This is a genomic window from Alteromonas sp. H02 (genome assembly GCF_059682525.1).
Genome location: NZ_CM185021.1, coordinates 1,227,595 through 1,251,767 on the forward strand (window position 1 = coordinate 1,227,595; position 24,173 = coordinate 1,251,767).

24 protein-coding genes are annotated in these 24,173 nt (G+C 49.2%); 12 read left to right on the plus strand and 12 right to left on the minus strand.

All coding sequences use genetic code 11. The annotated features are described in order from the left end of the window. Window positions 1-20 precede the first annotated feature (20 nt). The 3 genes from AC566Q_RS05560 to AC566Q_RS05570 all read right to left on the minus strand — a co-directional run bounded on the left by AC566Q_RS05560 (window position 21) and on the right by AC566Q_RS05570 (window position 2,822). Window positions 21-1,223, minus strand: coding sequence for a saccharopine dehydrogenase family protein (locus AC566Q_RS05560; RefSeq protein WP_499614674.1), 1,203 nt, complete (start codon window positions 1,221-1,223; stop codon window positions 21-23). A gap of 112 nt (window positions 1,224-1,335) precedes the next feature. Continuing rightward, entirely contained in the window at window positions 1,336-1,743 is a 408-nt protein-coding gene (locus AC566Q_RS05565; RefSeq protein WP_105936425.1) for a hypothetical protein, read from the minus strand. Window positions 1,744-1,784: 41 nt separating this feature from the next. After that, window positions 1,785-2,822 (minus strand): 1-aminocyclopropane-1-carboxylate deaminase/D-cysteine desulfhydrase, encoded by a 1,038-nt coding sequence (locus AC566Q_RS05570; RefSeq protein WP_499614679.1) that lies wholly within the window; start codon window positions 2,820-2,822, stop codon window positions 1,785-1,787. Window positions 2,823-2,855: 33 nt separating this feature from the next. On the opposite strand from AC566Q_RS05570, the gene AC566Q_RS05575 reads away from it, so the two are divergent. The 4 genes from AC566Q_RS05575 (at window position 2,856) to AC566Q_RS05590 (ending at window position 5,147) form a co-directional block, all read left to right on the plus strand. Next, the gene (locus AC566Q_RS05575; protein WP_499614681.1) at window positions 2,856-3,389 is read left to right on the plus strand and encodes a chalcone isomerase family protein; all 534 of its coding nucleotides are present in this window, start codon (window positions 2,856-2,858) and stop codon (window positions 3,387-3,389) included. A 2-nt stretch (window positions 3,390-3,391) separates the two neighbouring features. Further along, window positions 3,392-3,922, plus strand: coding sequence for a DUF3833 domain-containing protein (locus tag AC566Q_RS05580; protein ID WP_499614684.1), 531 nt, complete (start codon window positions 3,392-3,394; stop codon window positions 3,920-3,922). Between the two features lie 33 nt (window positions 3,923-3,955). Further along, window positions 3,956-4,339 carry an MAPEG family protein gene (locus AC566Q_RS05585; RefSeq protein ID WP_499614687.1) on the plus strand — a complete coding sequence of 128 codons (384 nt, stop codon included), beginning with the start codon at window positions 3,956-3,958 and terminating at the stop codon, window positions 4,337-4,339. A 301-nt stretch (window positions 4,340-4,640) separates the two neighbouring features. Beyond that, window positions 4,641-5,147: an outer membrane beta-barrel protein gene (locus AC566Q_RS05590; protein ID WP_499614689.1), complete on the plus strand. Its 507-nt coding sequence runs from the start codon at window positions 4,641-4,643 to the stop codon at window positions 5,145-5,147. A 108-nt stretch (window positions 5,148-5,255) separates the two neighbouring features. On the opposite strand, the gene aceK is transcribed toward AC566Q_RS05590, so the two are convergent. Then, window positions 5,256-6,974, minus strand: coding sequence for a bifunctional isocitrate dehydrogenase kinase/phosphatase (gene aceK, locus AC566Q_RS05595; protein ID WP_499614692.1), 1,719 nt, complete (start codon window positions 6,972-6,974; stop codon window positions 5,256-5,258). Between the two features lie 149 nt (window positions 6,975-7,123). On the opposite strand from aceK, the gene AC566Q_RS05600 reads away from it, so the two are divergent. The 7 genes from AC566Q_RS05600 (at window position 7,124) to ung (ending at window position 14,432) form a co-directional block, all read left to right on the plus strand. Then, window positions 7,124-7,507 carry a SpoIIAA family protein gene (locus AC566Q_RS05600; protein WP_499614694.1) on the plus strand — a complete coding sequence of 128 codons (384 nt, stop codon included), beginning with the start codon at window positions 7,124-7,126 and terminating at the stop codon, window positions 7,505-7,507. A gap of 138 nt (window positions 7,508-7,645) precedes the next feature. Continuing rightward, window positions 7,646-8,164: a PepSY domain-containing protein gene (locus AC566Q_RS05605; protein WP_105936417.1), complete on the plus strand. Its 519-nt coding sequence runs from the start codon at window positions 7,646-7,648 to the stop codon at window positions 8,162-8,164. Between the two features lie 329 nt (window positions 8,165-8,493). After that, the gene (locus AC566Q_RS05610; protein WP_499614697.1) at window positions 8,494-8,700 is read left to right on the plus strand and encodes a hypothetical protein; all 207 of its coding nucleotides are present in this window, start codon (window positions 8,494-8,496) and stop codon (window positions 8,698-8,700) included. Between the two features lie 328 nt (window positions 8,701-9,028). Then, window positions 9,029-11,494: a bifunctional aspartate kinase/homoserine dehydrogenase I gene (gene thrA / locus AC566Q_RS05615; RefSeq protein ID WP_499614699.1), complete on the plus strand. Its 2,466-nt coding sequence runs from the start codon at window positions 9,029-9,031 to the stop codon at window positions 11,492-11,494. A gap of 22 nt (window positions 11,495-11,516) precedes the next feature. After that, on the plus strand, window positions 11,517-12,473 hold the full coding sequence (gene thrB / locus AC566Q_RS05620; RefSeq protein ID WP_499614702.1) for a homoserine kinase: 957 nt from the start codon (window positions 11,517-11,519) through the stop codon (window positions 12,471-12,473). 10 nt (window positions 12,474-12,483) lie between these two features. Next, on the plus strand, window positions 12,484-13,773 hold the full coding sequence (gene thrC, locus AC566Q_RS05625; RefSeq protein ID WP_499614705.1) for a threonine synthase: 1,290 nt from the start codon (window positions 12,484-12,486) through the stop codon (window positions 13,771-13,773). Further along, window positions 13,773-14,432, plus strand: coding sequence for a uracil-DNA glycosylase (gene ung, locus AC566Q_RS05630; RefSeq protein WP_499614708.1), 660 nt, complete (start codon window positions 13,773-13,775; stop codon window positions 14,430-14,432). The genes thrC and ung overlap by 1 nt, the downstream gene beginning before the upstream one ends. A 112-nt stretch (window positions 14,433-14,544) precedes the next feature. Here the strand turns inward: ung and AC566Q_RS05635 are convergent, their stop codons facing one another. The 3 genes from AC566Q_RS05635 to tal all read right to left on the minus strand — a co-directional run bounded on the left by AC566Q_RS05635 (window position 14,545) and on the right by tal (window position 17,626). Continuing rightward, window positions 14,545-14,721, minus strand: a complete 177-nt coding sequence (locus tag AC566Q_RS05635) for a DUF3545 family protein (protein WP_083271860.1) — start codon at window positions 14,719-14,721, stop codon at window positions 14,545-14,547. 226 nt (window positions 14,722-14,947) lie between these two features. Next, window positions 14,948-16,597: a glucose-6-phosphate isomerase gene (gene pgi / locus AC566Q_RS05640; protein WP_123324978.1), complete on the minus strand. Its 1,650-nt coding sequence runs from the start codon at window positions 16,595-16,597 to the stop codon at window positions 14,948-14,950. 66 nt (window positions 16,598-16,663) lie between these two features. Beyond that, on the minus strand, window positions 16,664-17,626 hold the full coding sequence (tal, locus tag AC566Q_RS05645; protein WP_105936409.1) for a transaldolase: 963 nt from the start codon (window positions 17,624-17,626) through the stop codon (window positions 16,664-16,666). A gap of 320 nt (window positions 17,627-17,946) precedes the next feature. Between tal and yaaA the strand changes: the two genes are divergently transcribed. Continuing rightward, window positions 17,947-18,720 (plus strand): peroxide stress protein YaaA, encoded by a 774-nt coding sequence (gene yaaA, locus AC566Q_RS05650; RefSeq protein WP_105936408.1) that lies wholly within the window; start codon window positions 17,947-17,949, stop codon window positions 18,718-18,720. Between the two features lie 77 nt (window positions 18,721-18,797). Here the strand turns inward: yaaA and AC566Q_RS05655 are convergent, their stop codons facing one another. From AC566Q_RS05655 to proC, 5 genes are all read right to left on the minus strand, one after another. Further along, window positions 18,798-21,089 carry a S9 family peptidase gene (locus AC566Q_RS05655; RefSeq protein ID WP_420836950.1) on the minus strand — a complete coding sequence of 764 codons (2,292 nt, stop codon included), beginning with the start codon at window positions 21,087-21,089 and terminating at the stop codon, window positions 18,798-18,800. Window positions 21,090-21,193: 104 nt separating this feature from the next. Beyond that, window positions 21,194-22,258 (minus strand): FUSC family protein, encoded by a 1,065-nt coding sequence (locus AC566Q_RS05660; RefSeq protein WP_170308555.1) that lies wholly within the window; start codon window positions 22,256-22,258, stop codon window positions 21,194-21,196. A gap of 89 nt (window positions 22,259-22,347) precedes the next feature. Then, complete coding sequence (locus AC566Q_RS05665) at window positions 22,348-22,785, minus strand: DUF4426 domain-containing protein (RefSeq protein WP_105936405.1); 438 nt, start codon at window positions 22,783-22,785, stop codon at window positions 22,348-22,350. A gap of 13 nt (window positions 22,786-22,798) precedes the next feature. Next, on the minus strand, window positions 22,799-23,338 hold the full coding sequence (locus AC566Q_RS05670) for a YggT family protein (RefSeq protein WP_105936404.1): 540 nt from the start codon (window positions 23,336-23,338) through the stop codon (window positions 22,799-22,801). Between the two features lie 13 nt (window positions 23,339-23,351). Further along, window positions 23,352-24,173: a pyrroline-5-carboxylate reductase gene (proC, locus tag AC566Q_RS05675; RefSeq protein WP_105936403.1), complete on the minus strand. Its 822-nt coding sequence runs from the start codon at window positions 24,171-24,173 to the stop codon at window positions 23,352-23,354.

Here is a 24,173-nt window from a genome sequence, read left to right on the forward strand (position 1 = left end):
CGTCGTCTCCAGTAATACCGTTACTTGCTGAATGGGCTGCTATCGCATTCGAGCACATGCCACGGCAAGCCGTGTTTGTTGAGCTCTTCCATAAACGGATCCGGATCAAACTGCTCCATATTCCACACGCCAGGCTTATGCCATTTGCCCTGCAGCATCATCATCGCGCCAATCATAGCCGGTACACCGGTGGTGTATGACACTGCCTGAGCGCCAACTTCCTCGTTACACACGGCGTGGTCGCAGTTGTTATAGATGAAGATGGTTTTTTCTTTGCCGTCTTTAATACCCGTAATATAAGTACCGATACAGGTCATACCGGTGTAGCCTTCAGCCAGTGAACCCGGGTTAGGCAATACCGCTTTTAAGAACTCCAGCGGGACAATTTGCTGACCCTGGAATTCCACCGGCTCGATGCTGGTCATACCGATGCCTTCCAGTACCCGCAGGTGATTCAGATAAGCATCGCCAAAGGTCATCCAGAAACGGGCGCGTTTCAGCGATGGGAAATGTTTAACAATGGATTCAAGCTCTTCATGGAACATCAGGTAAGACGCACGTACGCCGATGTTCTGGTAGTCGAGATCTTCACGTACGCTCAGTGGATCGGTTTCTTTCCACTCGCCATCTTCCCAGAACCGGCCGCGCTGGGTGATCTCACGGATGTTGATTTCAGGGTTAAAGTTAGTGGCAAAGGCCTTGCCGTGGTCGCCGCCGTTACAGTCGACAATATCCAGATAATGGATTTCGTCGAAATAGTGTTTCGCCGCATAGGCGGTGTAAACGTTGGTTACACCCGGATCGAAACCACTTCCGAGCAGCGCCATAATACCGGCATCTTTAAATTTGTCCTGATACGCCCACTGCCAGCTGTATTCAAACTTGGCAACATCTTTAGGCTCATAGTTGGCGGTATCAAGATAATCGGTTTTGGTGGCCAGACAGGCGTCCATGATAGGCAAATCCTGATACGGCAGAGCCAGGTTAACTACCAGATCCGGGTTAACATCGTTTATTAATGCTTCAACGGCTTTCGCGTCGTCGGCATCAACGGCAAATACGCCTTTCACACGGTCGATGCCCACTTCCTGTTGCAGTGCTTCACATTTGGAAACGGTGCGGCTGGCCAGGTAAATTTCGTCGAAGTACTCAGGTAGGCGAGCACATTTTTTTACGGTAACTGCCGCTACGCCACCAGCGCCGATGATCAGAACACGAGACATAGTCATTATCCCTTTTGTAATGGATTTAAAATTTGCGTTGAATGCTATCAGACGGCACAAAATAGGCAAGCAAAGTTGACTGTCTGCCGCGCTGTAGAATTATAGATGATGATTACTTTTCGACCAGTGGCGGTGCAAGGATGACGCGCTGGTTTTGTCGATAATAAGGATAGACCACCGAACGTTCAGGACGGTTGGGTTCGCACAGTGTAATCACAATGGCGTCCTGGGCTTCCTGCTCATTAATTTCAATTTGTGCCGCGTATACTAACGTCGCGTAGGCATCGTTGTCGGTAATGTTGTCGATAATCCGCCATTGCAGATGCTCAAGAATTTGCATCTCACCGGGATTCTCTACGCCGAAGTCTTCACTGAATAAACAGCCTATGCGACCGTTTTCATAAATCGCTGCAAAGGGATAAAAGGAGTTTTCCATTCGCAGTAGTGATTTACACAGGGTTAACGAGCGGTCGATTAACAACTGGCTGGGACGTGAAAAAACGGTGTGATTGTCACTCATGTAGTCTCCCTGTTAGTTTTTGATGCTCTTAGTTGGTAACGTTACGAATGGCTGTCAGGATCAGTTCGGGCCCCCTGTAGCCCGCCGGTATGCACAATGATAACCTGCTCGCCGGCCTCGAAAGCGCCTTGGGCCAGCAAGTCTTTAACCGCATAAAATACCTTGCCTGAATAAACAGGTTCTACCGGGATCGCATATTTCTGCTGCATTTCTTCACACAAGGTCAGTAATGCCGGCGAGGTGCGGGCATAACCACCGTGGTGGTACTGATGCAGAATCTGCCAGTCGCGGTTTGATTTAGTGGGTAAAAATCGTGCTACCAGATTTTCAAGATACCCAACCCCATTAAGAACTGCAATACCCAATACTTGCTGCCTGGCGCTAACGCCAGCAATCATTCCGGCGCCATTTATTATTCCGGCCATCGTCGCGCCACTGGCTACGGGAGTGATAATTTTATCAAAGGGTATCTGACATTCCTCCAGCATGGTTTTGACGCCTGCCAGCGCGGCATGCTGACTGCCACCCTCAGGAACGAGCAGGGCGTCGGGATATTGTTCGCGCAGGCTAGCTATGAAGTCAGGCTCATCACGTTGCTTGTATTCCAGTTTAGTGAGATAGCGGATATTGGCCTGCCAGCGGCTAAGATCGGTCAGCATCGGCGTTGGCGATGCGCCATAGTTACCTCTAATCAGGGCCGTAAACTTAATACCCAGTTGATGGCAGCACCAGCCAAGGGCATGCAGATGATTAGAGAAGCCCCCACCAAAGCTCACAATATGTTGCGTTGTGGTGGCGTTGTCTGCCAACAGCTGACTCAGCTTGCGCCACTTATTACCCGAAATAATAGGGTGGATGAGGTCATCGCGTTTCACCCACAGGGTGACATTTACTGCACCTGGCCAGTTTGGTGTAAAACGCTCTAAAGGAGAAGGCAGACTGAGTCCTAACTGCTTTTGCAGATGCTCGGGAGTCATGTTGGCTATTGCTATCAGTAACGAAAAGGGCAGGGTAATCCCAGCCATTACAAAGATCAATCGCCGGTACGTTGCCAATGTGATCACGAATGTGGTTGCCACGGTATAAGCAGTATCAGGTTTTTCGGAGATTTTATGAAAAGTTATCTGCAGCGGCTCGGCGCCCTGACATTTTTCATACTGAGTTATACAGCGCACGCCAGCAGCGTGCCTGAATTGGTTACCTCAGCGATACCCGGCGCAGCCAAAGTGGGTGAAGCCCGTTATTCGTATTTGTTCTGGGACGTGTATGACGCCCGCTTGTTTGCCCCGCAGGGAAAATGGCAGCCTCAGGAATCTTTTGCTTTGGCGCTTACCTACCTGCGCGATTTTGACGGTGAAGACATCGCCGCGCGTTCGATTAAAGAAATGCGCGAACAAGGGCTGTCGGACAAATCCCGCATTGAACGCTGGCAGAGTACGATGCAGCAAATTTTCCCGGATGTGAAAGAACAGGACACTATCACCGGCATCAAAACCAGTGCCGGCGTCACGCGCTTTTTTCACAACGATGAGCTGGTGGGCGAGGTAGAGGAAGTGGCATTTGGCGAATGGTTTTTTAATATCTGGCTGGGACCACAAACCACCGAGCCTGAATTCAGAGCAAAATTACTGGAGTTGGAGGAATAGAAATGTATCGTATATTGGTTTTAGGGATTTTATTTTTTGCATTAGCCGGGTGCAGTGCCTCTATTGATGGCAGCAAGTATCAGCAGACTACACCGCCATTGTCGCTGGAGTCATTTTTTGTTGGTGATGTAAAAGCCTGGGGCATCGTACAAAACCGATCCGGAGATGTGGTGCAGCGCTTCACGGTAGACATTAAAGGCAGTATGGATGGCAACACGCTGGTGCTGGACGAGTCGTTCAACTACGAGGTGGGCGAGGGGCCAATGCAACGCACCTGGCGGATAACGCCAACCGGCAACGGTGTTTATGAAGGCCGGGCCGGAGATATTCTGGGTGTGGCAAAGGGCACGTCGTACGGCAATGCATTTAACTTTCAATACGAAATGGACTTACCGGTAGACGACACTACTTATAAGGTGGCGTTCGACGATTGGTTCTGGGCCATGGGCGATGGCACCCTGATGAACCGTTCTTACGTGAAAAAGTTTGGTCTGGTTATGGCCGAAGTTACAATATTCATGCAACAACAATAGCGTTACTCTGACACCCGAAAAGGAGGATCACCGGTGACAATTTTTTTACTTTGCCTGATGCTGGTTTGCGTCATGCCGTTTTTAGCTAAGGTGCCGCTGGCAGTGGCCATGCAGCGCTCCGGTGGTTACGATAATCGCCACCCACGCGCCCAGCAACAGGCCCTGGAAGGGTTTGGCGCGCGGGCCAATGCGGCCCATTATAATTGTTTTGAGGCGATTACCTACTTTGCTCCCGCGGCACTGGCGGTATTGGCATTAACCACGGTTGGGACAACCCACGTATACCTGGCAGTGGCCTTTGTGATTTGTCGCATCGTGTACCTGCTTTGCTATTGGTATGACATCGACAAGCTGCGCAGCATCATGTTTGTGGCAGGACTGGGCATTAGCGTTGCCTTGTTCGCTACTCTTTTATAAGTGAAATTAGACTAGTGGTGGATTGCACAAAAATTAATATCAGGCTCCCGTTTGCAGGCAAATTTGAACGATCTGCCTGCAGGCTTTCATCACACCATAGAATGCCTCAATGCGTTGCAAGAGCGAATCCATTGCAAAACTGCGTAACTTGAACATTTCGATAAAGAAAACGTAAATAATCTGGTGAGTAACGTTATTCCTGTGATAAATTCCTGACCGGACATCGGGCAGTGGATTTGCCTTTCTCCCATTTGATGGGTCCCTGCCTGTGTTGGTCATCATTACAAAGGAAAAATGTAAAATGAAAACACTTCTTAAAACACTCTCTTTTTCTCTATTAATTGGCGCATCCGTTTCTGCCAATGCCCAATGGAACGTGTCAGGCGGTTATTCCAGCTTGAATGAGGACATTGAAGCTGATGATATTTCACTCGGCGCTGTCTACGGCAGTGTTGGCTATACCTATGACAATGACTCGCTGACTTTCATGCCGGAATTACGTGTGGGCTTTGGCGTAGGTGACGATACGGTTTACGGTGTTGATATTGAAGTCGACAGCCTGATCGTGGCAAGCGTTCGCGCACAGTACAACGTAAACGAAAAGTTCGGCGTTTTCCTGCAACCGTCGTACGGTCGTTTAGAAGCAACAGCCAGTGCGGGGGGCGAGTCTGTTTCTGAAGATGACTGGGAATTTGGTTTCGGTGGTGGCGCATCATTTAAGGTAAGTGATCAAGTAGCAATTGAAGCTCTGTACGAAGCCTTTGATGAAGTCGATGTATTATCTTTAGGGGTTCGTTATAGCTACTAATGCTAATATTGAGGCGCAGATTACACTTGCGCCTTTACCATTTAGCCCATGTCTTTCCTGTTACACTGAACTCCAGCAAATTCTCACCGATTTACAAACACCCTCTTATCACTGATTCTGGCGTTTAAAGCGGCGCGAACCCGGATAAGGCGTAAAGTTATGAATGGTGCCCTGGGAGACTTCTTTTTGCGCATCGCGCCAGTACTCTGGTGTCATCAGGTCGCCGTGCAGGGATTTCAGCATCTCCTTAAACGGCCGCTTCCCCACAATAAAGTGTTCAAACTGTTCAGGAAATACATCGTTCGGCGCTACCGACAAGGTGTCTAAGGCATAGGGATCGTCCGATTTCGGGATTGAGCGAAAATTACGTTCATCCATCCAGCAAATTTCATCATAGTCATAAAAGATCACCCGGCCATGTTTGGTGATACCAAAGTTCTTATGCAGCATATCGCCGGGAAAAATATTGGCCATGGCAATTTGTTTAATGCAGGTGCCCAGTTCATCAATGGCATTGTGCAGTTTGTCCGGATCGGTTTCCTGCTGCAGGTAAAGGTTTAACGGTGTGAGCTTTTTCTCGATATACAGGTGTTTAATGATCAGCTCATCGTCGGTTAACTCCACACTGGAGGCGCAGGTATCCTGAAGTTCTTCAAGCAGAGCCGGGCATATCCGGCTGAGCGGAAAACGAAAGTTCACATACTCGTGGGTATCGGCCATACGGCCCACCCGGTCTGACATTTTTACCAGCTTGTAGCGGTCAATAACGTGCTCACGGGTAATCTTTTTACTTTCGGCAAATTCATCCTTTATCACTTTAAACACCACGCCATAGGACGGCAGGTGAAATACCATCATCACCAGGCCTCGAATACCGGGCGCAATTTCAAACTGATCCTCTGAGTTACCCATGTGTTCCAGGAAGTTACGATAAAAGGCCGTTTTACCATGCTTATAATGGCCCAGGGCAATAAACAACTCGAACTGTTTTTTGTTGGGCAGCAGTTCATGCAGAAACGCCACCAGTTCGCCAGGAAACTGGGTATCAGCCATAAAGTAACTGCGGGCGAAGCCGAAAACCACGCTGAGATCCCGGCGCTCGGTGAGCAGAGCATCTACATAGATCTGGCGATTTTCGTTGGTATGCAGGGCTATTACAAAAGGCACGGTGCGCTCAGGCATACAAATCCGGCCAACCAGGTAAGCGGCTTTACCCCGGTAAAACACCGGTTTCAGCATTTCAACCGCGGTAACGCTGGCTAGTTCTTCTTTGCTCAGGCGCTGGCGCAGGGCATCATCGAGTTGCTGCATATCCCGGCCACGGTCCTCGAAGGGAATATTGAACCGGTAACAGGCAAAAATGGACTCGTACATTTCCATTACTGTGGTGGTGGTATCGAAACTGTGGATCACTTTATGTCTGTCCTGGCCGGCCAGGAAGCAACGGCTTGAGGTCACAAACATAATACTGTTGTCGATAGATTTATGCCGGAATACCTTACCTATGACTGAGTTGTAAAAGGTTTCTGCCAGTTCATACTGCGGATGGCTTTCAATCAGCTCCGCAAAGGCTTTTTTTAGCAGCTCCCAAAACTGCCGGTCCTTGCGGTGGTCCATGATAAAGTCATATAACTCGGCTACCGCCGTTGCCAGGCTTTGTTCGTACAGTGAGATGCGCTCTTTGGAAGCTGCCAGAGCCTGCTGCCACTGGCCTTTTTCGAAACGTTCCTTGGCGCCGCGGGTTACACGGCTGAACCAGCGATAGTTTTTGTCGAAGCTGGTCATAATCTGATAGGCCATTTTTTTTGCCTGCGCTTTATCTGACACTGTGGGTATCCGCCTGAACTCAATGAACAGAACATAGCACAAGCAACCCCTCGTTCGGTACGCCCCGCTGCGTTATGTTGATATAAATCAGCATGAATAGTAGCGCGCTACAGTAAACTGTGCCTGAAACTAAAGTATAAGGAGACGTTATGGCTGCCCAGGTTACTCATGGTATTGCTATTGGTATAGAACGGTTTGACAACACTCTGTATGTGTCGATGAAAGCAGTAGGTAAGTTAACCCACGAGGATTACAAAGCGTTCATGCCTTTGCTGGAAGGCGCGCTCGAGACGATTGAATCACCGCAGGTTCGAATGCTCTTTGATGCTACCGAATTTAAGGGCTGGGAACTGCGGGCCGCCTGGGATGATTTTAAAATAGGATTACGTCATGGCAGTGAATTCAGCAAAATTGCTATTGTTGGCAATGCCGAATGGCAGGCATTGATGGCCAGTATCGGCAGCTGGTTTATCAGCGGCGAAATCAATTATTTTAACGAAAGTCGCGAAGCCATTAACTGGTTGTGTGAATAATCCATCGTCAGCGATTTTGGGTTCAGCGTTAAGAAAGGTTAATTCGCTGTATTCCACAGAAAATTTTCGGCAGAATAGCGCCTGTTCAATAATCCCAGGCAAGATTTCTGCCGCATTACGAGTTTTAAAGAGGACCCCATGGCGTCGCCCAAATTTCATAATAGTTTCAGACAGTATCACCGTTGGATTGGTTTTTTTCTGGCCGGCATCATGGCGGTTTATGCGCTCAGTGGCGTGTTACTGATTTTTCGCTCCACCGACTTTCTGAAGTTTGAACAAACCTCTCATCGTCAGTTAGAAGCAGGCTTAAACGGTAAAGGGCTTGGCGAACAACTGCGCATGCGTGGGTTTAAAGTAGAACAGGAAACAGACGGTAAAATTGTTTTTCCCCAGGGCGAATACAACAAACAAACCGGTGAAGCCCGCGTAACGAGCAAGGATTATCCGTTCCCGCTCAATAAAATGGTTAAGCTGCACAAGGCAACAACTAACAGCCCGTTATTTTTTATGAACATTGCCTTTGGTATTGCGCTGCTGTTTTTCGTGGTGTCGGCTTTCCTGATGTTTATCCCGCGCGCATTACCGTTTAAAAACGGGCTTAAAATAGCCGGTGTAGGTTTTGTGTTTGCCGTACTGATGGTGTTGTTCAGTAGCTAATTCTGCCAGGCCACCAGAACCACAAAAGCCGCTCATTACAGCGGCTTTTTGCATTTTACCATAGGGTGCAATGATAGATGTTGGTTTGCTAGCTTATTCGGATAGGCAGGGGCGGTTCACAGGCTGTTTCGGGTCGGTCAGAAACTGGCGCAGTCATGCTACGCGCAGGGGATTGTGAGAAACATACTCTGGTTTGAGGTGGGTATCATAACAACCTGGCTGTGCCGCTTACCGCCGCGAACTAAGCCTAAGGGGCTGTTCTAAGTTATTTCCACTTTTCCCGCATATATAGAAAAGTCAGCGGCTACAGCCCTTCGGATTATCTGGCTATGGTGCAGGTAAGTCATGCCGAGCACAGAGCTATGCTGGCGGCGTTTAAAAAATACTGTGGCGTTACACCCACAGAGTATCGCAAGCAGTATTACGCCGATTTCGAATGGCGCGCCGATGATGAGCGCGTGACGGCAACCCCGAATAAACCGCTCCCTTTATCCAGTGCCCGGCAGATGATGCAGGACAGCACGGCAAACCAGTAACATAAAGGCGGGTTGTGGGTGTAGAAGTGAGGCATACTCTCGTGATATTATGCGCGCCCAAAATAAAGATTCCCGCCGCAAAAAGGTCAGGGAACGGTCTAAAATTGTGCAAATGGCTGTTGACATATAGACGTCTATACGGCAAATTGACCACATGAAGACGATTATGAGCACCACCGGCATGATTATTACCACCTCAACGAGGGCGGTCGCTGGCTAGTGCGCGTAAGCAAACAGACAACGAAAGCCCGCCCTCACAAGAGCGGGTTTTTTTTGCGGTAAAGAAAATGGGCAATGCCCAAAACACGATGCAGTCAAGGAGCATTCAATGAAAGTCTTAAAGTTTGGTGGTTCATCTCTGGCCGATGCGCAACGTTATTTGCGAGTGACCGAGATTAGCATGACGATCCACCAGGCCAATGGAGCTGCGGTAGTATTATCGGCCCCGAAAGGCGTCACTAACGCTCTTGGTGCGCTTTGCGAACAAGCTGCGGCGGGCGAAGACTACGAGGCTCTGTTTGGCGAATTAAATGACAAAGTGCTGGGCATCGCTGCTGAACTCAGCGAACAGGTTGCCGGTTTTGATGTTGCCACCATCAACGATTTTATCACTACTCAGTTAGCCGGACTGAAAAAGCAGTTACAAGGTATCGCGCTATTAGGGCGTTCTCCGGATGCCGTAACCGCCAGCATCATGAGTCTGGGCGAATACATCAGCGTTAATTTGTTTAGCGGCATTTTGGCGGCGAAAGGGATCAGTAACCAGGTCCTTGATCCGGTTAAATATGTATTAGCCGAGGGTGATTACCTCGATAGCATTGCGGATGTGTCGCTGAGCAAAGCCAATTTCAGTGAAGTGGTTACCGATGGCAGCCAGTTGATCATTATGCCAGGATTTGTGGCCGCCAATGAAGAAGGCGAGAAGGTGACTCTGGGTCGCAATGGCTCTGACTATTCTGCCGCTGTACTGGCCGCTTGTATTGACGCTGAATGTTGTGAAATCTGGACCGATGTGGATGGCGTTTACAATGCCGACCCGAATCAGGTTGAGGGCGCGGTATTACTTGATAAGCTAACTTATCAGGAAGCCATGGAGCTGTCTTACTTTGGTGCCAAGGTACTGCATCCTAAAACAATTGGCCCAATCGCCCAGCATCATATTCCCTGCTTAATTAAAAACACCTTAAACCCCAGCGCACCGGGTACGCTTATCAGCAATGAGGCGAGCACCACCTGGACCAGCGTAAAAGGGATTTCTCAGCTTGATGACATCTCTATGTTTAATGTGGCCGGTCCGGGTATGAAAGGCATGGTTGGCATGGCAAGCCGGGTGTTTGAGGTAATGTCTAACGCGCATATCTCTATCAGTCTTATTACCCAGTCGAGCTCTGAATATTCCATCAGCTTCTGTATTTCCAGCAAAGATGCACTGCGTGCGCAGAATCTGCTCGAAGATGCCTTCGCCCTGGAATTGCAAAATCAGTTGCTGGATCCCATTGAGGTGCGTCATGAATTAGCCATCGTGACCCTGGTTGGTGATGGCATGCGTCACACCAAAGGTCTGGCTGCCCGCTTCTTTAATGCGCTATCCCAGGCGCGGGTGAATAATATTGCCATTGCCCAGGGATCCTCTGAACGTTCTATTTCAACGGTTATCGAAGCCAAACGCGCCAAAAAAGCGGTTAAGGTAATTCACCAGAACTTCTTCTCAGACCTGCATACTATCGACGTATTCCTGGTAGGCTGTGGTGTAGTAGGCGCAGAGTTGCTGGGGCAGATTGCCAAACAGCAACCTACCTTACTGGCGCGCAACATCCAGCTTCGTGTATACGGCATCGCTAACAGCCGTAAACTGCTGTTGAGCAGCCAGGGTGTGGATGTGAACAGTGACTGGAAAGCCCAGTTAAATGAATCCGCCGATGCGTTCTCCGTTGAGCGTTTACACGACTTTGTGAACAGCAATGCGCTGGTGAATCCGGTGATTGTAGACTGCACCAGTAATGCGGCCATTGCCAGTCAGTATGTCGATATGATGGAAAACGGCTTCCATGTGGTGACGCCAAATAAAAAGGCCAATACCGACAGCCTTGCCTATTACAAAAAACTGCGCAAAACTGCCTTGAATACTAACCGCCAGTATCTGTATGAAACCACGGTTGGTGCTGGTTTACCGGTAATTGATAACCTGCAGAAACTGTTCATTGCCGGTGACGTACTGCACTGCTTTGAAGGTATTTTGTCGGGCAGTTTATCCTACGTCTTTGGTAAGCTGGAAGAAGGCTTGACCTTATCTCAGGCTACCGCCATTGCCAAAGAAAACGGCTTTACCGAGCCCGATCCACGCGACGACTTAAGCGGTATGGACGTGGCTCGTAAACTGTTAATCATGGCCCGTGAAGCCGATTTGGAACTTGAACTGAGCGACATTGAGATTGAATCAGTGCTGCCGGAAGGGTTTGCTGAAGACTGCGACGTGCCGAACTTTATGGAACAGTTACCCGGGCTTGATGCTGACTTTGCCAAGCGGGTTGAAAGTGCTGCGGCAGAAGGTAAAGTATTACGTTACATTGGCTCAATTGAAGGTGATAAATGTAAAGTCACCATTCAGGCGGTACCGGGCTCACACCCACTGGCAGCCGTGAAAGATGGTGAAAACGCGTTGGCAATCCACAGTGATTATTACACGCCTATTCCTTATGTTATCCGCGGCTACGGCGCAGGTGCTACGGTAACCGCTGCTGGCGTGTTTGCTGATATTCTTCGTACCATGCCATGGAAACAAAACGCGTATTAACCGGTTTTAGAGATTAGTAAAAATGAAAACAACCAGAGCTTACGCACCCGCATCAATAGGCAATATCAGCCTTGGCTTTGATGTACTGGGCGCAGCCTTACAACCATTGGATGGTAGCTTACTGGGTGACGAAGTCATTATCAGTGATGCAGACGAATACGGACTCACCGTTGCCGGTGTCTTTGCGCATAAACTGCCGGCCAATGCCGATGAGAATATCGTTACCGACTGCTATCACTTTTTTGTGAAAGCCATGCAGGCCAGAAACCTGGCCACTACACCGGTACACATTACTTTGCTTAAATCGCTGCCTATCGGCAGTGGCCTGGGCTCCAGTGCCAGTTCGATTGTGGCGGCTTTTCATGGTCTGAACGAACATTTTGAGCGTCCTTTCGACCAGAATACTCTGTTAAAGATGATGGGTGAGCTGGAAGGGCAAATCAGCGGCAGTATCCACTACGATAATGTTGCGCCTTGTTATCTGGGTGGTATGACATTGATGACCGGGCAGGAAGATAACGTTACCGTTTCGCTGCCGGTAGTCAAAAGCTGGTACTGGGTGGTGTGCTATTCGGGTATCAGTGTTTCTACTTCTGCAGCGCGTAATATCCTGCCTAATGCGGTGCCGCTTAAAGATACGCTCACCTTTGGCCGTCAGCTCGGTATCTTTGTGCATGCATTGTATAACGATGACTATGCCATGACTGCCAGCGTAATGCAGGATGTTATTGCTGAGCCTTACCGTAAGTCACTGCTGCCGGTGTTTGATGAAGCACGGGATTACAGCATGGCTAACGGCGCGCTGGCGTTTGGAATTTCAGGTTCTGGTCCAACTGTGTTTGCCGTGTGCGATGATTATCGCCAGGCCAACGATATAGCCAACTGGTTAACCGAGAACTACATTCAAAATGAAGATGGCTTTAGCCATGTATGCCGTATCCCCGCAAAAGGCGCCGGATCACAGCAGGAACAAGAGTAGGTATAACGAAGTGCAATTGGTAAATTTAAAAGACGCAACTGAACAGGTGTCATTTGCGCAGGCAGTAAAGCAGGGCCTGGGACGTAATCAGGGGTTATTTTTCCCTACCGAAATCCCCAGCTTTGACAACATTGATGAATTGCTGGCAATGCCTTTTGTTGAGCGTTCCACTAAAATCCTGTCGGCCTTTATAGGCGACGAATTAGGTGAAGACACCGTTGCCGGGATTGTAAAAGACGCGTTTACTTTTCCGGCCAAGGTGGAGCAGGTGAATGATAAAACCTACTGCCTGGAGTTGTTCCACGGCCCCACACTGGCCTTTAAAGACTTTGGCGGCCGGTTTATGGCCCAGTGCCTGGCTCGCATCAGTGACGGCGCACCTATCACAATTCTGACTGCAACCTCCGGTGACACTGGCGCTGCAGTAGCCCATGCCTTCCACGGGCTGGATAACATCAACGTAGTTATCCTGTTTCCCAAAGGCAAGATCAGCCCGCTGCAGCAAAAGCTGTTTACCACCCTGGGCGATAATATTCACACTGTGGCTATTGAGAGTGACTTTGATGCCTGTCAGGCGATGGTTAAACATGCCTTTGATGACGTTGACGTACGCGAAGGCCTGCACCTTAACTCTGCTAACTCTATCAATATCAGCCGCCTGTTAGCTCAGGTATGTTATTACTTTGAAGCGGTAGCACAGCTGCCTGAAGACAAGCGTAGCAAAGCTGTCTTCTCGGTACCCAGTGGTAACTTTGGTAACCTCACCGCCGGTATGATTGCCAGGGTAATGGGTTTACCCATTAAACGCTTTATTGCCGCCACAAACCTGAATGACACCGTACCACGTTACCTGAAAACCGGTGAATGGGCGCCTAATGCTACCGTGGCTACCATGTCTAATGCCATGGATGTCAGCCAGCCTAACAACTGGCCACGCATTGAAGCGCTGGTTGAGCACGGTTACATAGACAAAGCCATCCTGCGCGGTGAGTCTGTAGACGAAGAGTATACGCAACTAGCCATGCGTCAGTTGCTCAAAGAAGGTTATACCTCTGAGCCGCATGCTGCTATTGCTTACCGTGCGGTGAGCCACGACCTGAATGACGATGAAGTCGGTGTATTTTTGGGGACTGCGCATCCAGCTAAATTCCGTGAAACGGTTGAAAACGTATTAGGTACGCCGCTGAGTCTGCCTAAGCCGCTGGCCGACTGTGCTAATCAGGACAGCCTGGAAGCGGAGTTGCCGGCCGATTATGAAGCCTTGAAAGCGCATATGATTGCGTTACTCAAAGGCGAGTAATGACCACCTGGCAGGAAGCCCTGGGGCCACAAAAAGAGGCTGAGTACTTTACCCGGCTACTGGCCCGTGTTGAGTCTGAGCGCGAGGCGGGTAAGGTGATTTATCCGCCTCAACAAGACGTATTTAATGCGCTTAGGTACACACCGCTGGAAAGCGTGAAAGTGGTTATTCTTGGTCAGGATCCCTATCATGGTGCGGGCCAGGCCCACGGCTTGTGTTTTTCGGTATTACCGGGGGTTAAAACGCCGCCGTCGCTGGTTAATATCTACAAAGAACTGGCCACCGACATCGATGGGTTTGTGATACCAGAACATGGCACACTCACCAGTTGGGCGGAGCAGGGCGTATTGCTGTTAAATACCGTATTAACCGTAGAGCAGGGTAAAGCCCACAGCCATGCGAAATGGGGCTGGGAAACCTTTACCGACGCTGTGATTGATGCCGTTAACCGCCATCAACAAGGTGTGGTCTTTTTGCTGTGGGGCAGCCACGCGCAAAAGAAAGGCAAGCATATCGATACCAGCAAGCATCATGTACTGAGTGCACCTCATCCTTCACCGTTGTCTGCACACCGGGGATTTTTGGGCTGTAAACACTTCAGCCAGACTAACCAGCTTCTGAGTAGCCAGAACAAATCACCCATTAACTGGCAGGTATAGCAATATTAAATTGCAATAACCCACCAATTAATAAGTCACTTTCTAGCCCGATTTAAAAACCAGACACCCTAAACGCAAACGACCACATCAATGATGTGGTCGTTGTGTATTCTTAGCGTGCGCTTTCTTCTAAAGCCAGGTCAAAACTCATGTCGATATCAGCGAGTTCCTTTTCAAGTTGATACCGGTCTTTAATTGCTTCGATTTCTCTCCACTTTCGTTTTTTACTTTTGGTTTTGGTTGAAGTTTCGTCTAGGTTAAGCATTGCAAATAGATCTGAAGTATCCACGGAGATCTCCTTGTTATTACCGCTAACTACACTGTCAGTGTGTCTTTATTGACCCCTGACAATTTTTGTACCACAGCTATCGTTAGATTAAAATAGTTTTGTTTACTTTTAATTAACAAATTATGACGCTGTGATGACAATCCGTGGTGTTCTTATGTACAGAGGGACCCCGTGAGCGGTTCCCTCTGTTTTGCACATTATTGGCTCAGATTATAACCAGTAATGTTTATTTTGGTGCATTGGCTTGCTTAAAGCGGTTAATCAGATCCTGGGTTGAGCTGTCAAAAGTCTCTGCTTTTGTATTCCCCTGAATCCCCGCTAACACTTGATTTCCAAGGACTTTACCTAATTCTACGCCCCATTGGTCAAAGGAATTAAGCTGCCAGATAACACCTTGTACGAACACCTTATGTTCATACATAGCAACCAGCGCGCCAAGTGTAAACGGATCCAGCTTTTCAAATAAAATGGTGTTGCTGGGTTTGTTGCCCGGCATGGTTTTATGCTGAGCCAGACGTTTACGCTCTGCTTCGTCCAGCCCTTTGTCGGCTAAATCAGCATAGCAGTCATCAAAGGATTTACCCTGCATCAGAGCCTGTGCCTGACCAAAGCAGTTAGAGGCCAGCATCGCGTGATGGGTGTCGTCCTGATTAGGTACGTTTAATGGCAGCAGAAAGTCCGCCGGAATAACGCCGTGCCCCTGGTGAATGAGCTGGTGGAAACTGTGCTGACCGTTAGTTCCCTCGCTACCCCAGATGATCGGCCCGGTTTCGTAACCGATAGCATCGCCATCCTGTGTCACCATCTTGCCGTTACTTTCCATGTCGAGCTGCTGTACATACGCAGGTAAACCACGCAGATAATGATAGTAAGGCAACATAACGTGAGACTGCGCCCCAAAGAAGTTGCGATACCAAATGCCCAGCACTGCCAGGATAACCGGCAGGTTCTGCTCATTAGGAGCCGATTTAAAGTGCTCATCCATAGCAAAAGCACCTTCCAGCAGGCCTTTAAAATTGGCAAAGCCGAGACATAAGGAAATTGGCAGACCGATGGCAGACCACAACGAATAACGACCGCCTACCCAGTCCCACATAGGGAAGATGTTTTCTTCAGCTATTCCGAACTCGGTAGCGGCTTTAACATTGGAAGATACGGCAACAAAGTGCTTGGCGATATCTTCCTGTTTACCGCCCTGTTTAAGGAACCAGTCTTTGGCGGTTAGCGTATTTTGCAGAGTTTCCTGCGTTGAGAAAGACTTGGAAGACATCACGATAAGTGTATCTTCATGGTCCATCCCGGCGAGAACGTCAGTAATGTGGCAGCCATCAACGTTGGCCACAAAATGCACTTTTACTGCATCCTGCTGATAAGGTTTGAGGGCTTCGGTCATGATCTTCGGCCCTAAGAAGGAGCCGCCGATACCAATCGCCACAATGTGTTTAATCGCTTTGCCGGTATAACCTCTGTGCTCACCGCTGTGAATACTGTGCGTGAATGCCTCAATTTTCTCCAGCGTGGCGAGCACTTCCGGCATGACATCTTCGCCGTCGACCATGACTGGCCGGCCTGAAAAGTTACGTAACGCGGTATGTAATACTGCACGGCCTTCGGTATTGTTAATGATATCGCCGTTGAACATCGCGTCGCGATGTTGGGCGACACCACGCTCATCAGCCAGGTCAAACAGGGCTTTTAAAACATCTTTGGTCACCCGGTTTTTGGAAAAGTCGATATAAATACCGCAGGCCTCTGCATTCATTTCGGCAGCGCGGTTTTCGTCACTGGCAAACCAGTTACGCATATGTTCTTTTTTAACCAGTTGGGCCAGTGATTCAAGCGTTTGCCACTGGGCTGATTCCGTGAGCGTTGTCATACTTATTTCCTACAAAAACTAATCAGTAAAGATGGTTGATAATTTCAATTTAATGTTAATATTGTATTACAAATTATCGAGCTTGTCTTTTAACATTGTTTCCAGTTTTTCCTGGTCGGCTGCGAAGTTGCGAATACCTTCTGCCAGTTTCTCTGTAGCCATGGCATCTTCATTCATATCCCAACGGAACTCAGCTTCGGTAAGCGCTGCGCCCGGCTGCTCAGTGGCGCCGTTATCAGTTAATTTAGCGGCCACTTCGCCCGGCGCATTGGCCAGTTCTTCAAGTAACTGCGGGCTGATGGTCAGACGGTCACAACCGGCCAGCTCTAGGATTTCGCCGATGTTACGGAAGCTGGCGCCCATCACGATAGTTTTATATCCATTGGCTTTGTAGTAGTTGTAGATGCTGGTAACAGAAACTACACCCGGGTCTTCGTTAGCTGCGTAGCTGTCTTTACCGGTTGCTTTTTTGTACCAGTCCAGGATACGCCCAACAAACGGGGAGATCAGGAACGCACCGGCTTCTGCGCACGCACGAGCCTGGGCAAAGCTGAATAGCAGTGTCAGGTTACAGTTGATGCCTTCTTTTTCCAGTACTTCTGCTGCTTTGATACCTTCCCAGGTAGAGGCAATCTTAATAAGGATTTTCGACTTGTCGATACCGGCATCCGCATACAGTTGGACCAGGCGCTTCGCCTTGGCGATGGTGGCTTCGGTATCAAACGATAAACGGGCATCCACTTCGGTAGAAATACGGCCAGGAATGCTGCCAGAAATTTCTTTACCAATAGCTACCGCAAGCTTGTCTGATGCGTCGGTAAGTTGTTGCCCGGCATCATCAGACTGACTGGCGGCCCAGCTGACTGCGTCATCAATAAGCGCAGCATATTGTGGCAGGCTGGCGGCTTTAAGCAGTAGTGACGGGTTGGTGGTCGCATCCACTGGCTGATACTTTTTAATGGCATCAATGTCGCCGGTATCGGCAACTACAGTGGTTAATTTACGGAGCGATTCAAGCTGGTTACTCATAGTCTGTTATATCCTGAATAAGTGGTGGCCGTGCCATCAGTACAGATGGTACGGGCCGGTTAAATTTGCTGTAGGGTGCCGTCTTGAATTTTTATGACGTGTTTTACTCAGTGTATAACAATCTTCGGTTGAGGTTAACCGCTGACGGTGCGCTATCGCTTTAAAATAAAGCGCTGTACAGTTTTCATAAGCACCGGTGTGGGTAAAACCCGTTTTGCGGTTTGTTCTGACCCATTTTATTGAACCTGCTAATCGATTTTTAGTGCCTGATTGACGTAATTAACAGTGGTATACTCTCCGGTAAAGAAATAGGAGAAAGCATGTTAGTTGTTGTATCCCCAGCCAAAAATTTAGATTACGAGTCCTCTGTTCCGGTTAGCGAATATACCCAGCCTGAGCTGTTGGATGATGCCTCGACGCTCGCCGAAGAATGTAAGGAATTAAGCCCTGCTCAACTTGGTTCACTGATGAAGATCAGTGACAAACTGGCGACCCTGAATGCCAACCGTTTTGCTGAGTTCAGCGTGCCGTTTACCGACGACAATGCGCGCCAGGCACTGTTTGCGTTCAACGGTGATGTGTACACTGGCCTTGATGCCCAGAGTTTAAGTGATGAAGATATCGCTTACGCCCAGCAGCATCTGCGGATCCTTTCGGGCCTTTATGGTGTTTTGCGACCGCTGGACCTGATGCAGGCTTACCGGTTGGAAATGGGCACTAAGCTGGAGAACTCCCGCGGTAAAAACCTGTATGAATACTGGGACAACAGAATTACCAAAGTGCTTAATGAGGCGCTCGAAGCTCAGGGTGATAATGTGCTGATTAACCTGGCGTCGAACGAATACTTCAAGTCTGTTAAGAAAGCAGCGCTTGATGGCATGATCATCACGCCCGTGTTTAAAGACAAGAAAAACGGTCAGTACAAAATTATCAGCTTCTTCGCCAAAAAGGCACGGGGACTGATGGCCCGCTATATTATCCAACATCAGGTTAAGGATGTAGACGGTCTGAAAGCCTTTGATACGGCCGGTTATTATTATAGTGAAGAGCAAAGTACAACGACGGAGCTGGTGTTTTTACGCGAAGAGCAGTAGCGCATGCGTTAAGCTAAGAAAACGCAGCAAGCGTGATGCCATGCTGCGTTTTTTATGTTTGCTGTGCTGAGCGCTGCTTAAGGTTGCAGGTGCTCAAGGAAGAAGTTGGTTTTCATTGTTTGCAGGTGCAACGTGGTACCGTCGCCTTCACTAATGCGGTGGCTGCGGTTGGGGTAGGACATAAACTCAAACTGTTTATTGTGTTTCACCAGCTCGTTAATTAATGCCTCCGTGCCCTGATAGTGAACGTTATCATCGCCGGTACCGTGCACCAGTAGCAGCTCGCCCTGTAAGTCTTTGGCAAAGGTGATGGGCGATGTCTGCGTGTAACTGCCCGGATCGTTTTTAGGATTACCGGCGTAGCGTTCCTGGTAGATGGTATCGTAATAGCGGATATCAGCCACTGGTGCCTGGGCTACCCCAACATGGAATTTGTCTGGGTGTCTGAACAACAGGTTAAGGGTTGAGCTACCGCCACCGGAATGGCCCCATACACCAACCCGGCTGGTGTCTATTTGCGGCCAACGGACCGCCATGGCGTCCAGGGCATCGGCCTGATCGCGCACCGTGATACTGCCTATTTTCTTGTAAATCGATTTGCGCCAGTCCCGGCCTTTCGGGGCGCGGGTGCCGCGATTATCTACCGATACCATGATAAAGCCCTTCTGCGCCATCATACTATTCCACAAATAGCCGCTACCACCCCAGCTATCCTGAACGGTAGAGCCCCAGGGTTCGCCATAAACGTAAAAAATAATCGGATACTTCTTTTCAGGGGCCATATCTGGCGGGAACATAATCCAGCCGTCCAGCGGTACACCATCTCTGGCTTCAACCCGGAAAAACTTGTGTTGTGGCAGAGATTCTTTGGCCAATTGCGCTTTTAGTTCCTCATTGGTGGTCAGTTGGGTGATAGGCTCATGACCCGCTGTTTTGATGATCTGGCTACTGGCTGGTTGATTAAACCGGCTGTGGGTATGCATGGCATAGCTGGCATCTTTTGACATGTAATAGCGGTTATTGCCGGTAAATTTTGCCGGTGTCAGCTGTTCAACCGGGGTAGTGCCATCCAATGAACCTTTAAACAAAAAGCGCTGTTCTGGTGCATCCGGTGAAGCGGTGAAGTAAATACTGTTAGTGGCTTCATTAATCGTGATCAAATCCACGATATCATAGTCACCGGGGGTCAGATCGATAATTGACTTGCCATCCCGGGAAATCCGGTACAGATGCCGCCAGCCGTCACGCTCACTGTGGAACACAAAATGACTGCCATCTTCTTGCCACTCAGCCGCATAATACCACTCAAGGAAGGCATCATCCTGATCGGTATAGATGGTTTTCAGGGTATTTTCCTGCCAGTTAAACAACCGCAGTACATTGGTATTTTGTGGACGATTAACATCCTGAATCAGCACTTCCTCGCCGGTACCTGCCCAACTGATGCGTGGCACATAGCGGTCGCGATTGTCGCCGGAGAGCGGTGCCCAGTGAGTTTGTTGGTCAGCAAGTGACACCACACCCACCTTTACTGCTGAGTTTTGCTCACCAGCCTTGGGGTAGGGAAAACGCGTGAGGGTTGGGTAAAGCGAGTCGGTATTGTTGATCATGGTAAAGTATTCAACACCGGATTGATCAAGCTGCCAGTAAGCTATTGCTTTACTATCAGGACTCCAGCGAAAACCATCGGTAATTGAAAACTCTTCTTCATATACCCAGTCGAAATTACCATTGATAATGGTATCGCTGCCATCGGTAGTAAGCGCGGTGACGTTTTTGCTACCCAGGGTTTCCACATAGATATTGTTGTCCTGTACATAGGCCACTTTCTGGCTGTCAGGGCTGAACTTGGCGAACATCAGGCTCGTTTCTTTGGGTGTCTCGCCACCGAGTTGGTAGAGTGAGTCAGACTCCAGGTTCAACACCCAGTAGTCACCTCGGGTGCGGTGCCGCCAGACCTTTTGCCCGTTAGTAAAAATCAGAGCCCATTTGCCGTCTTCGGACCATTGGTAGTTTTCAATACTCAGGGCGTCATCTGCGCCTTCAGGAGTGAGCTGTTCTACAGTTACCAGCACCTTGCGGCCGCTGCCATCAGGCTGATAAAAAACGATGTCATTGCCGGTTACGCCGTGGCTGTCATCATCAGTTTGCTGAGTATTTTTACTGCGCGCTTCGGGCACTGTGTAGCCGCTGCCATCATCCAGCCAGCGAAAATAGGGCGCACGTTCACTGTTAAATTCTTTATCAGTATAAATGCGTTCGAGAGATAAGGTTGGGGCAGGCTCAGCGTTTTGTTGCCCGCTCGGGGCACAGCCAAACAGAGCAAGCAAACCAACGCCTGTGATCAGGGATTGCGTTAACTTTTTCAATGTGAGTTCCGTCGTTATTATTGATGTAGAGGATTATTCTTCCAGCAAAAGTGTAATGGATAGGGCACTTAAAACAAGCAATTTGGTAGTCTGAAAGATACCGCTCAGCGGTTTTCTACCGGCAGAAGTTTGAGTATTACCCCGGCCAACAGAGCAAAAGCAACGCCAATTAATACATCTGTCATACGGGCAATGATAAGCGTTTGAGCGCTGTAACCAATCGGCGCAGTGTGGGCAAGGATAACGGTTAATGGCGTAATGAAAATACACGCCAGTGCATAATTTTTGGTGATCAGCATTTCGATAGTAAACGCCAGCACAAACAACAGCAGGATCAGTACCAGCGGCGAAGGAGACAGGGCAAAAATACCAGCGGCAAGTAACATGCCCAGCGCCGTGCCCGTGGCCCGGTGCAAAGAGCGTTGCCAGAACTCGGTCATCCGTTGGCCTTGCAAGATGGCAGCAACTGTAATGGGTACCCAGTACGGATTATCAATACCACCCAGGCTGGCCAGATAATAACTGCCGCCAACGGTTATTCCGGCGACCAGCGCTTTTACGAATGCGGCAGGTTGCCAGAGTGGTTGTGCCGGGTCGGTGACTTGTTTCGGTTTGTCTTTCACCATTATGCGGTCGTGAAGCCAAACGGCAATCGTTACCATCAGGCTACCGGCAAAAAAAGCGCTGGCAATGACAGGAATATGGTCTGTTGGTACATGATGGGTTTTGCTCAGACAGCACACCATAATGAAAAAGAACCCGGCCGGTGGGCGCATCTTTTTATACAAGGCAAGGTAGATCGCTATCAGCGCAACCAGCCCAAGGAAAAAAGCTGAGGCGGGTAAATAGCGAGCAGTTATAAGCCCGAGGGTAAACGAAGCGCCAAATGGAATTATCATTTTCAGCAGCGCACGGGCCCGGTAGCCAGGGGTAAAAGAGGGGCTGTACAATCCCAGAAGCGCACCAATACAAGCTGTAAGGCCAGCTTCCAGGTTGTCACTGAGTACGCCAAGTAACAGTGGCAAAGCCATGCAAAAAGAGCAGAGAGCGATTAGCGATAACGGACGGGGAATGGGATTAATAGTAAAAAGTGATTTCAGGCTATATAAGAAACCGTTATGTGCCTGTTTTGCTGTGGCTGATAGTTTATGCCGTATTGGGCGCGTCACCCTGGTTTCTCCGTTACGGGTTGCTGACATTGAGTCTGCATTTAGCTACCCCGGCAACGGAATTACCGTGCCGGGGTACCTGCTAAGGATTAGTCCACGTACATCTTCTGCTGAAATTTAAGATTTTCTACCGTGTTACCCCGGCGGATCTCGATATTAAAGCGGTAAGTTTCTTCATGGCGAAAGCTAAACACGGCCAGGTAGTAAATCGCTTCACCTTCCTGAACTTTTTTAAAGTTAAGTTTTTTTTCGGTGCCAAGCAGGTTGGTTGCCGTGCCCTGCATACTCACTGTTTGTGCTTGCTGAGTGTCGCTGTTAAGCACAGATATATTTACCAGCGCGTTGTACTTACTGCGGACTACGCCGTACTGACGGGCGATTTGGGGACTAAAAAACGTCGAGTTGACTACAATGTAATGAACGTCCCAGTCCCCCAGCTGCTCTTTTTGTTCGGCGCTGGCAGTAAATGCCAACGGCAGTAACAGGAGCGCAAATAACAGTTTATAAAAAACGCGGAGTCGACCCATAGTTCACCTCTGCTTAGTAATAAGGTAAGTAATCACGCAGTACCAGCTGTAACGCCTGCAGGGCTATAATGGCAATCAGTACCGATAAGTCGAGTCCGCCAATCGGCGGAATAATGCGCCGGATAGGGGCCAGAAACGGCTCTGTGAGTTGTTGCATGACGTATTCGATGGGATTACGTCCCTGAGAAACCCAGCTCAGTACGGCACGTAAGATAAGCACCCAGAATACCAGGGTGAGAAACTCTTTGACCACATCCAGTAATGAAATGATCACCAGGCCCACGGGATTAATGTTGCCACCAAACAGCAGGTTGAGCACCAGGTACTTCGCCATCGCGACCAGAATCGCCAGCACCAGGGTGGCCACATCAAAGGTACCAATGGACGGAATAATCCGTCGCAACGGACCAACAATCGGATGCGTGGCTTTAACCACAAACTGACTAAACGGATTGTAAAAGTCAGCCCTCGCCATCTGTAACCAAAGCCGCAATAACACCACCATCAGATAAAGGTTAAATATCGTGGTGATCAGAAAAACCGAAGCGCTCATTGAATGTTCCTATCTAAAATAAAGTAGCCATTTCTTCAGCCCGCGCAACGGCGGACTGCATTGCCTTGGCAACAATGCCCTGCAAATCGCTGTCGATTAACGAATTACATGCAGCGGCAGTAGTGCCTCCCTTCGATGTGACCTGAGCACGCAGCTCGCTGAGCTCCAACTGTGGGTTTTCGCATACCATTTCGGCTGCGCCCAGCATTGCCTGTTGCACTAATACTCGGGCGTCGGCCTGAGAAAATCCCTGCGCCATACACTCTTCCTGCATGGCCTGTAAAAATAAGAAGAAATAGGCAGGACTGCTGCCGGCAGCAGCAATAACGCCATTGATGTCGTCTTCTTTTTCAACCCACAGAGTTTTACCTACGGCGCCCATTACATCGGCAACGTAATCGCGGTCTGCTTGCTCCACACTGTCGTCGGCATACAGTCCCGACATCCCTTTGCCCAGTAAACTTGGCGTGTTGGGCATTACCCGTACTACCGGATACTCACCACCGAGCATTTCCTGTAACCGGGCCACCGGCAGGCCTGCTGCGATGGAAACAAAAAGTTTGCCGGCAAAATCGGTATTTTGCTGCATCGCCGCGCACACATCCGCCATCATTTGCGGTTTTACGGATAACACAATGGCATCGGCAAACTGGCAGGCTTCGTCGTTGGATTGGGTAACATTAATGCCCCGTTCTTCCTGTAAGGCGTCGAGTTTTGGCCGAGAACGGTTACTGGCAATGATGGCCTCTTTGGGATAACCAGACGCGACCAGTCCGGCAACGATACTACGGGTCATATTTCCCGCGCCAATAAATGCAAGTTTACGATGTTGCAT

Coding starts and splice junctions, on each gene's coding strand:
- AC566Q_RS05580 (WP_499614684.1), top strand. CDS start 3,392: ATGTATCGTATATTGGTTTTAGGGATTTTATTTTTTGCATTAGCCGGG.
- yaaA (WP_105936408.1), top strand. CDS start 17,947: ATGTTAGTTGTTGTATCCCCAGCCAAAAATTTAGATTACGAGTCCTCT.
- AC566Q_RS05670 (WP_105936404.1), bottom strand. CDS start 23,338: ATGAGCGCTTCGGTTTTTCTGATCACCACGATATTTAACCTTTATCTG.
- AC566Q_RS05565 (WP_105936425.1), bottom strand. CDS start 1,743: ATGAGTGACAATCACACCGTTTTTTCACGTCCCAGCCAGTTGTTAATC.
- AC566Q_RS05590 (WP_499614689.1), top strand. CDS start 4,641: ATGAAAACACTTCTTAAAACACTCTCTTTTTCTCTATTAATTGGCGCA.
- AC566Q_RS05575 (WP_499614681.1), top strand. CDS start 2,856: ATGAAAAGTTATCTGCAGCGGCTCGGCGCCCTGACATTTTTCATACTG.
- thrA (WP_499614699.1), top strand. CDS start 9,029: ATGAAAGTCTTAAAGTTTGGTGGTTCATCTCTGGCCGATGCGCAACGT.
- pgi (WP_123324978.1), bottom strand. CDS start 16,597: ATGACAACGCTCACGGAATCAGCCCAGTGGCAAACGCTTGAATCACTG.
- AC566Q_RS05605 (WP_105936417.1), top strand. CDS start 7,646: ATGGCGTCGCCCAAATTTCATAATAGTTTCAGACAGTATCACCGTTGG.
- AC566Q_RS05665 (WP_105936405.1), bottom strand. CDS start 22,785: ATGGGTCGACTCCGCGTTTTTTATAAACTGTTATTTGCGCTCCTGTTA.
- ung (WP_499614708.1), top strand. CDS start 13,773: ATGACCACCTGGCAGGAAGCCCTGGGGCCACAAAAAGAGGCTGAGTAC.
- tal (WP_105936409.1), bottom strand. CDS start 17,626: ATGAGTAACCAGCTTGAATCGCTCCGTAAATTAACCACTGTAGTTGCC.
- thrB (WP_499614702.1), top strand. CDS start 11,517: ATGAAAACAACCAGAGCTTACGCACCCGCATCAATAGGCAATATCAGC.
- AC566Q_RS05600 (WP_499614694.1), top strand. CDS start 7,124: ATGGCTGCCCAGGTTACTCATGGTATTGCTATTGGTATAGAACGGTTT.
- AC566Q_RS05610 (WP_499614697.1), top strand. CDS start 8,494: ATGGTGCAGGTAAGTCATGCCGAGCACAGAGCTATGCTGGCGGCGTTT.
- AC566Q_RS05560 (WP_499614674.1), bottom strand. CDS start 1,223: ATGTCTCGTGTTCTGATCATCGGCGCTGGTGGCGTAGCGGCAGTTACC.
- proC (WP_105936403.1), bottom strand. CDS start 24,173: ATGCAACATCGTAAACTTGCATTTATTGGCGCGGGAAATATGACCCGT.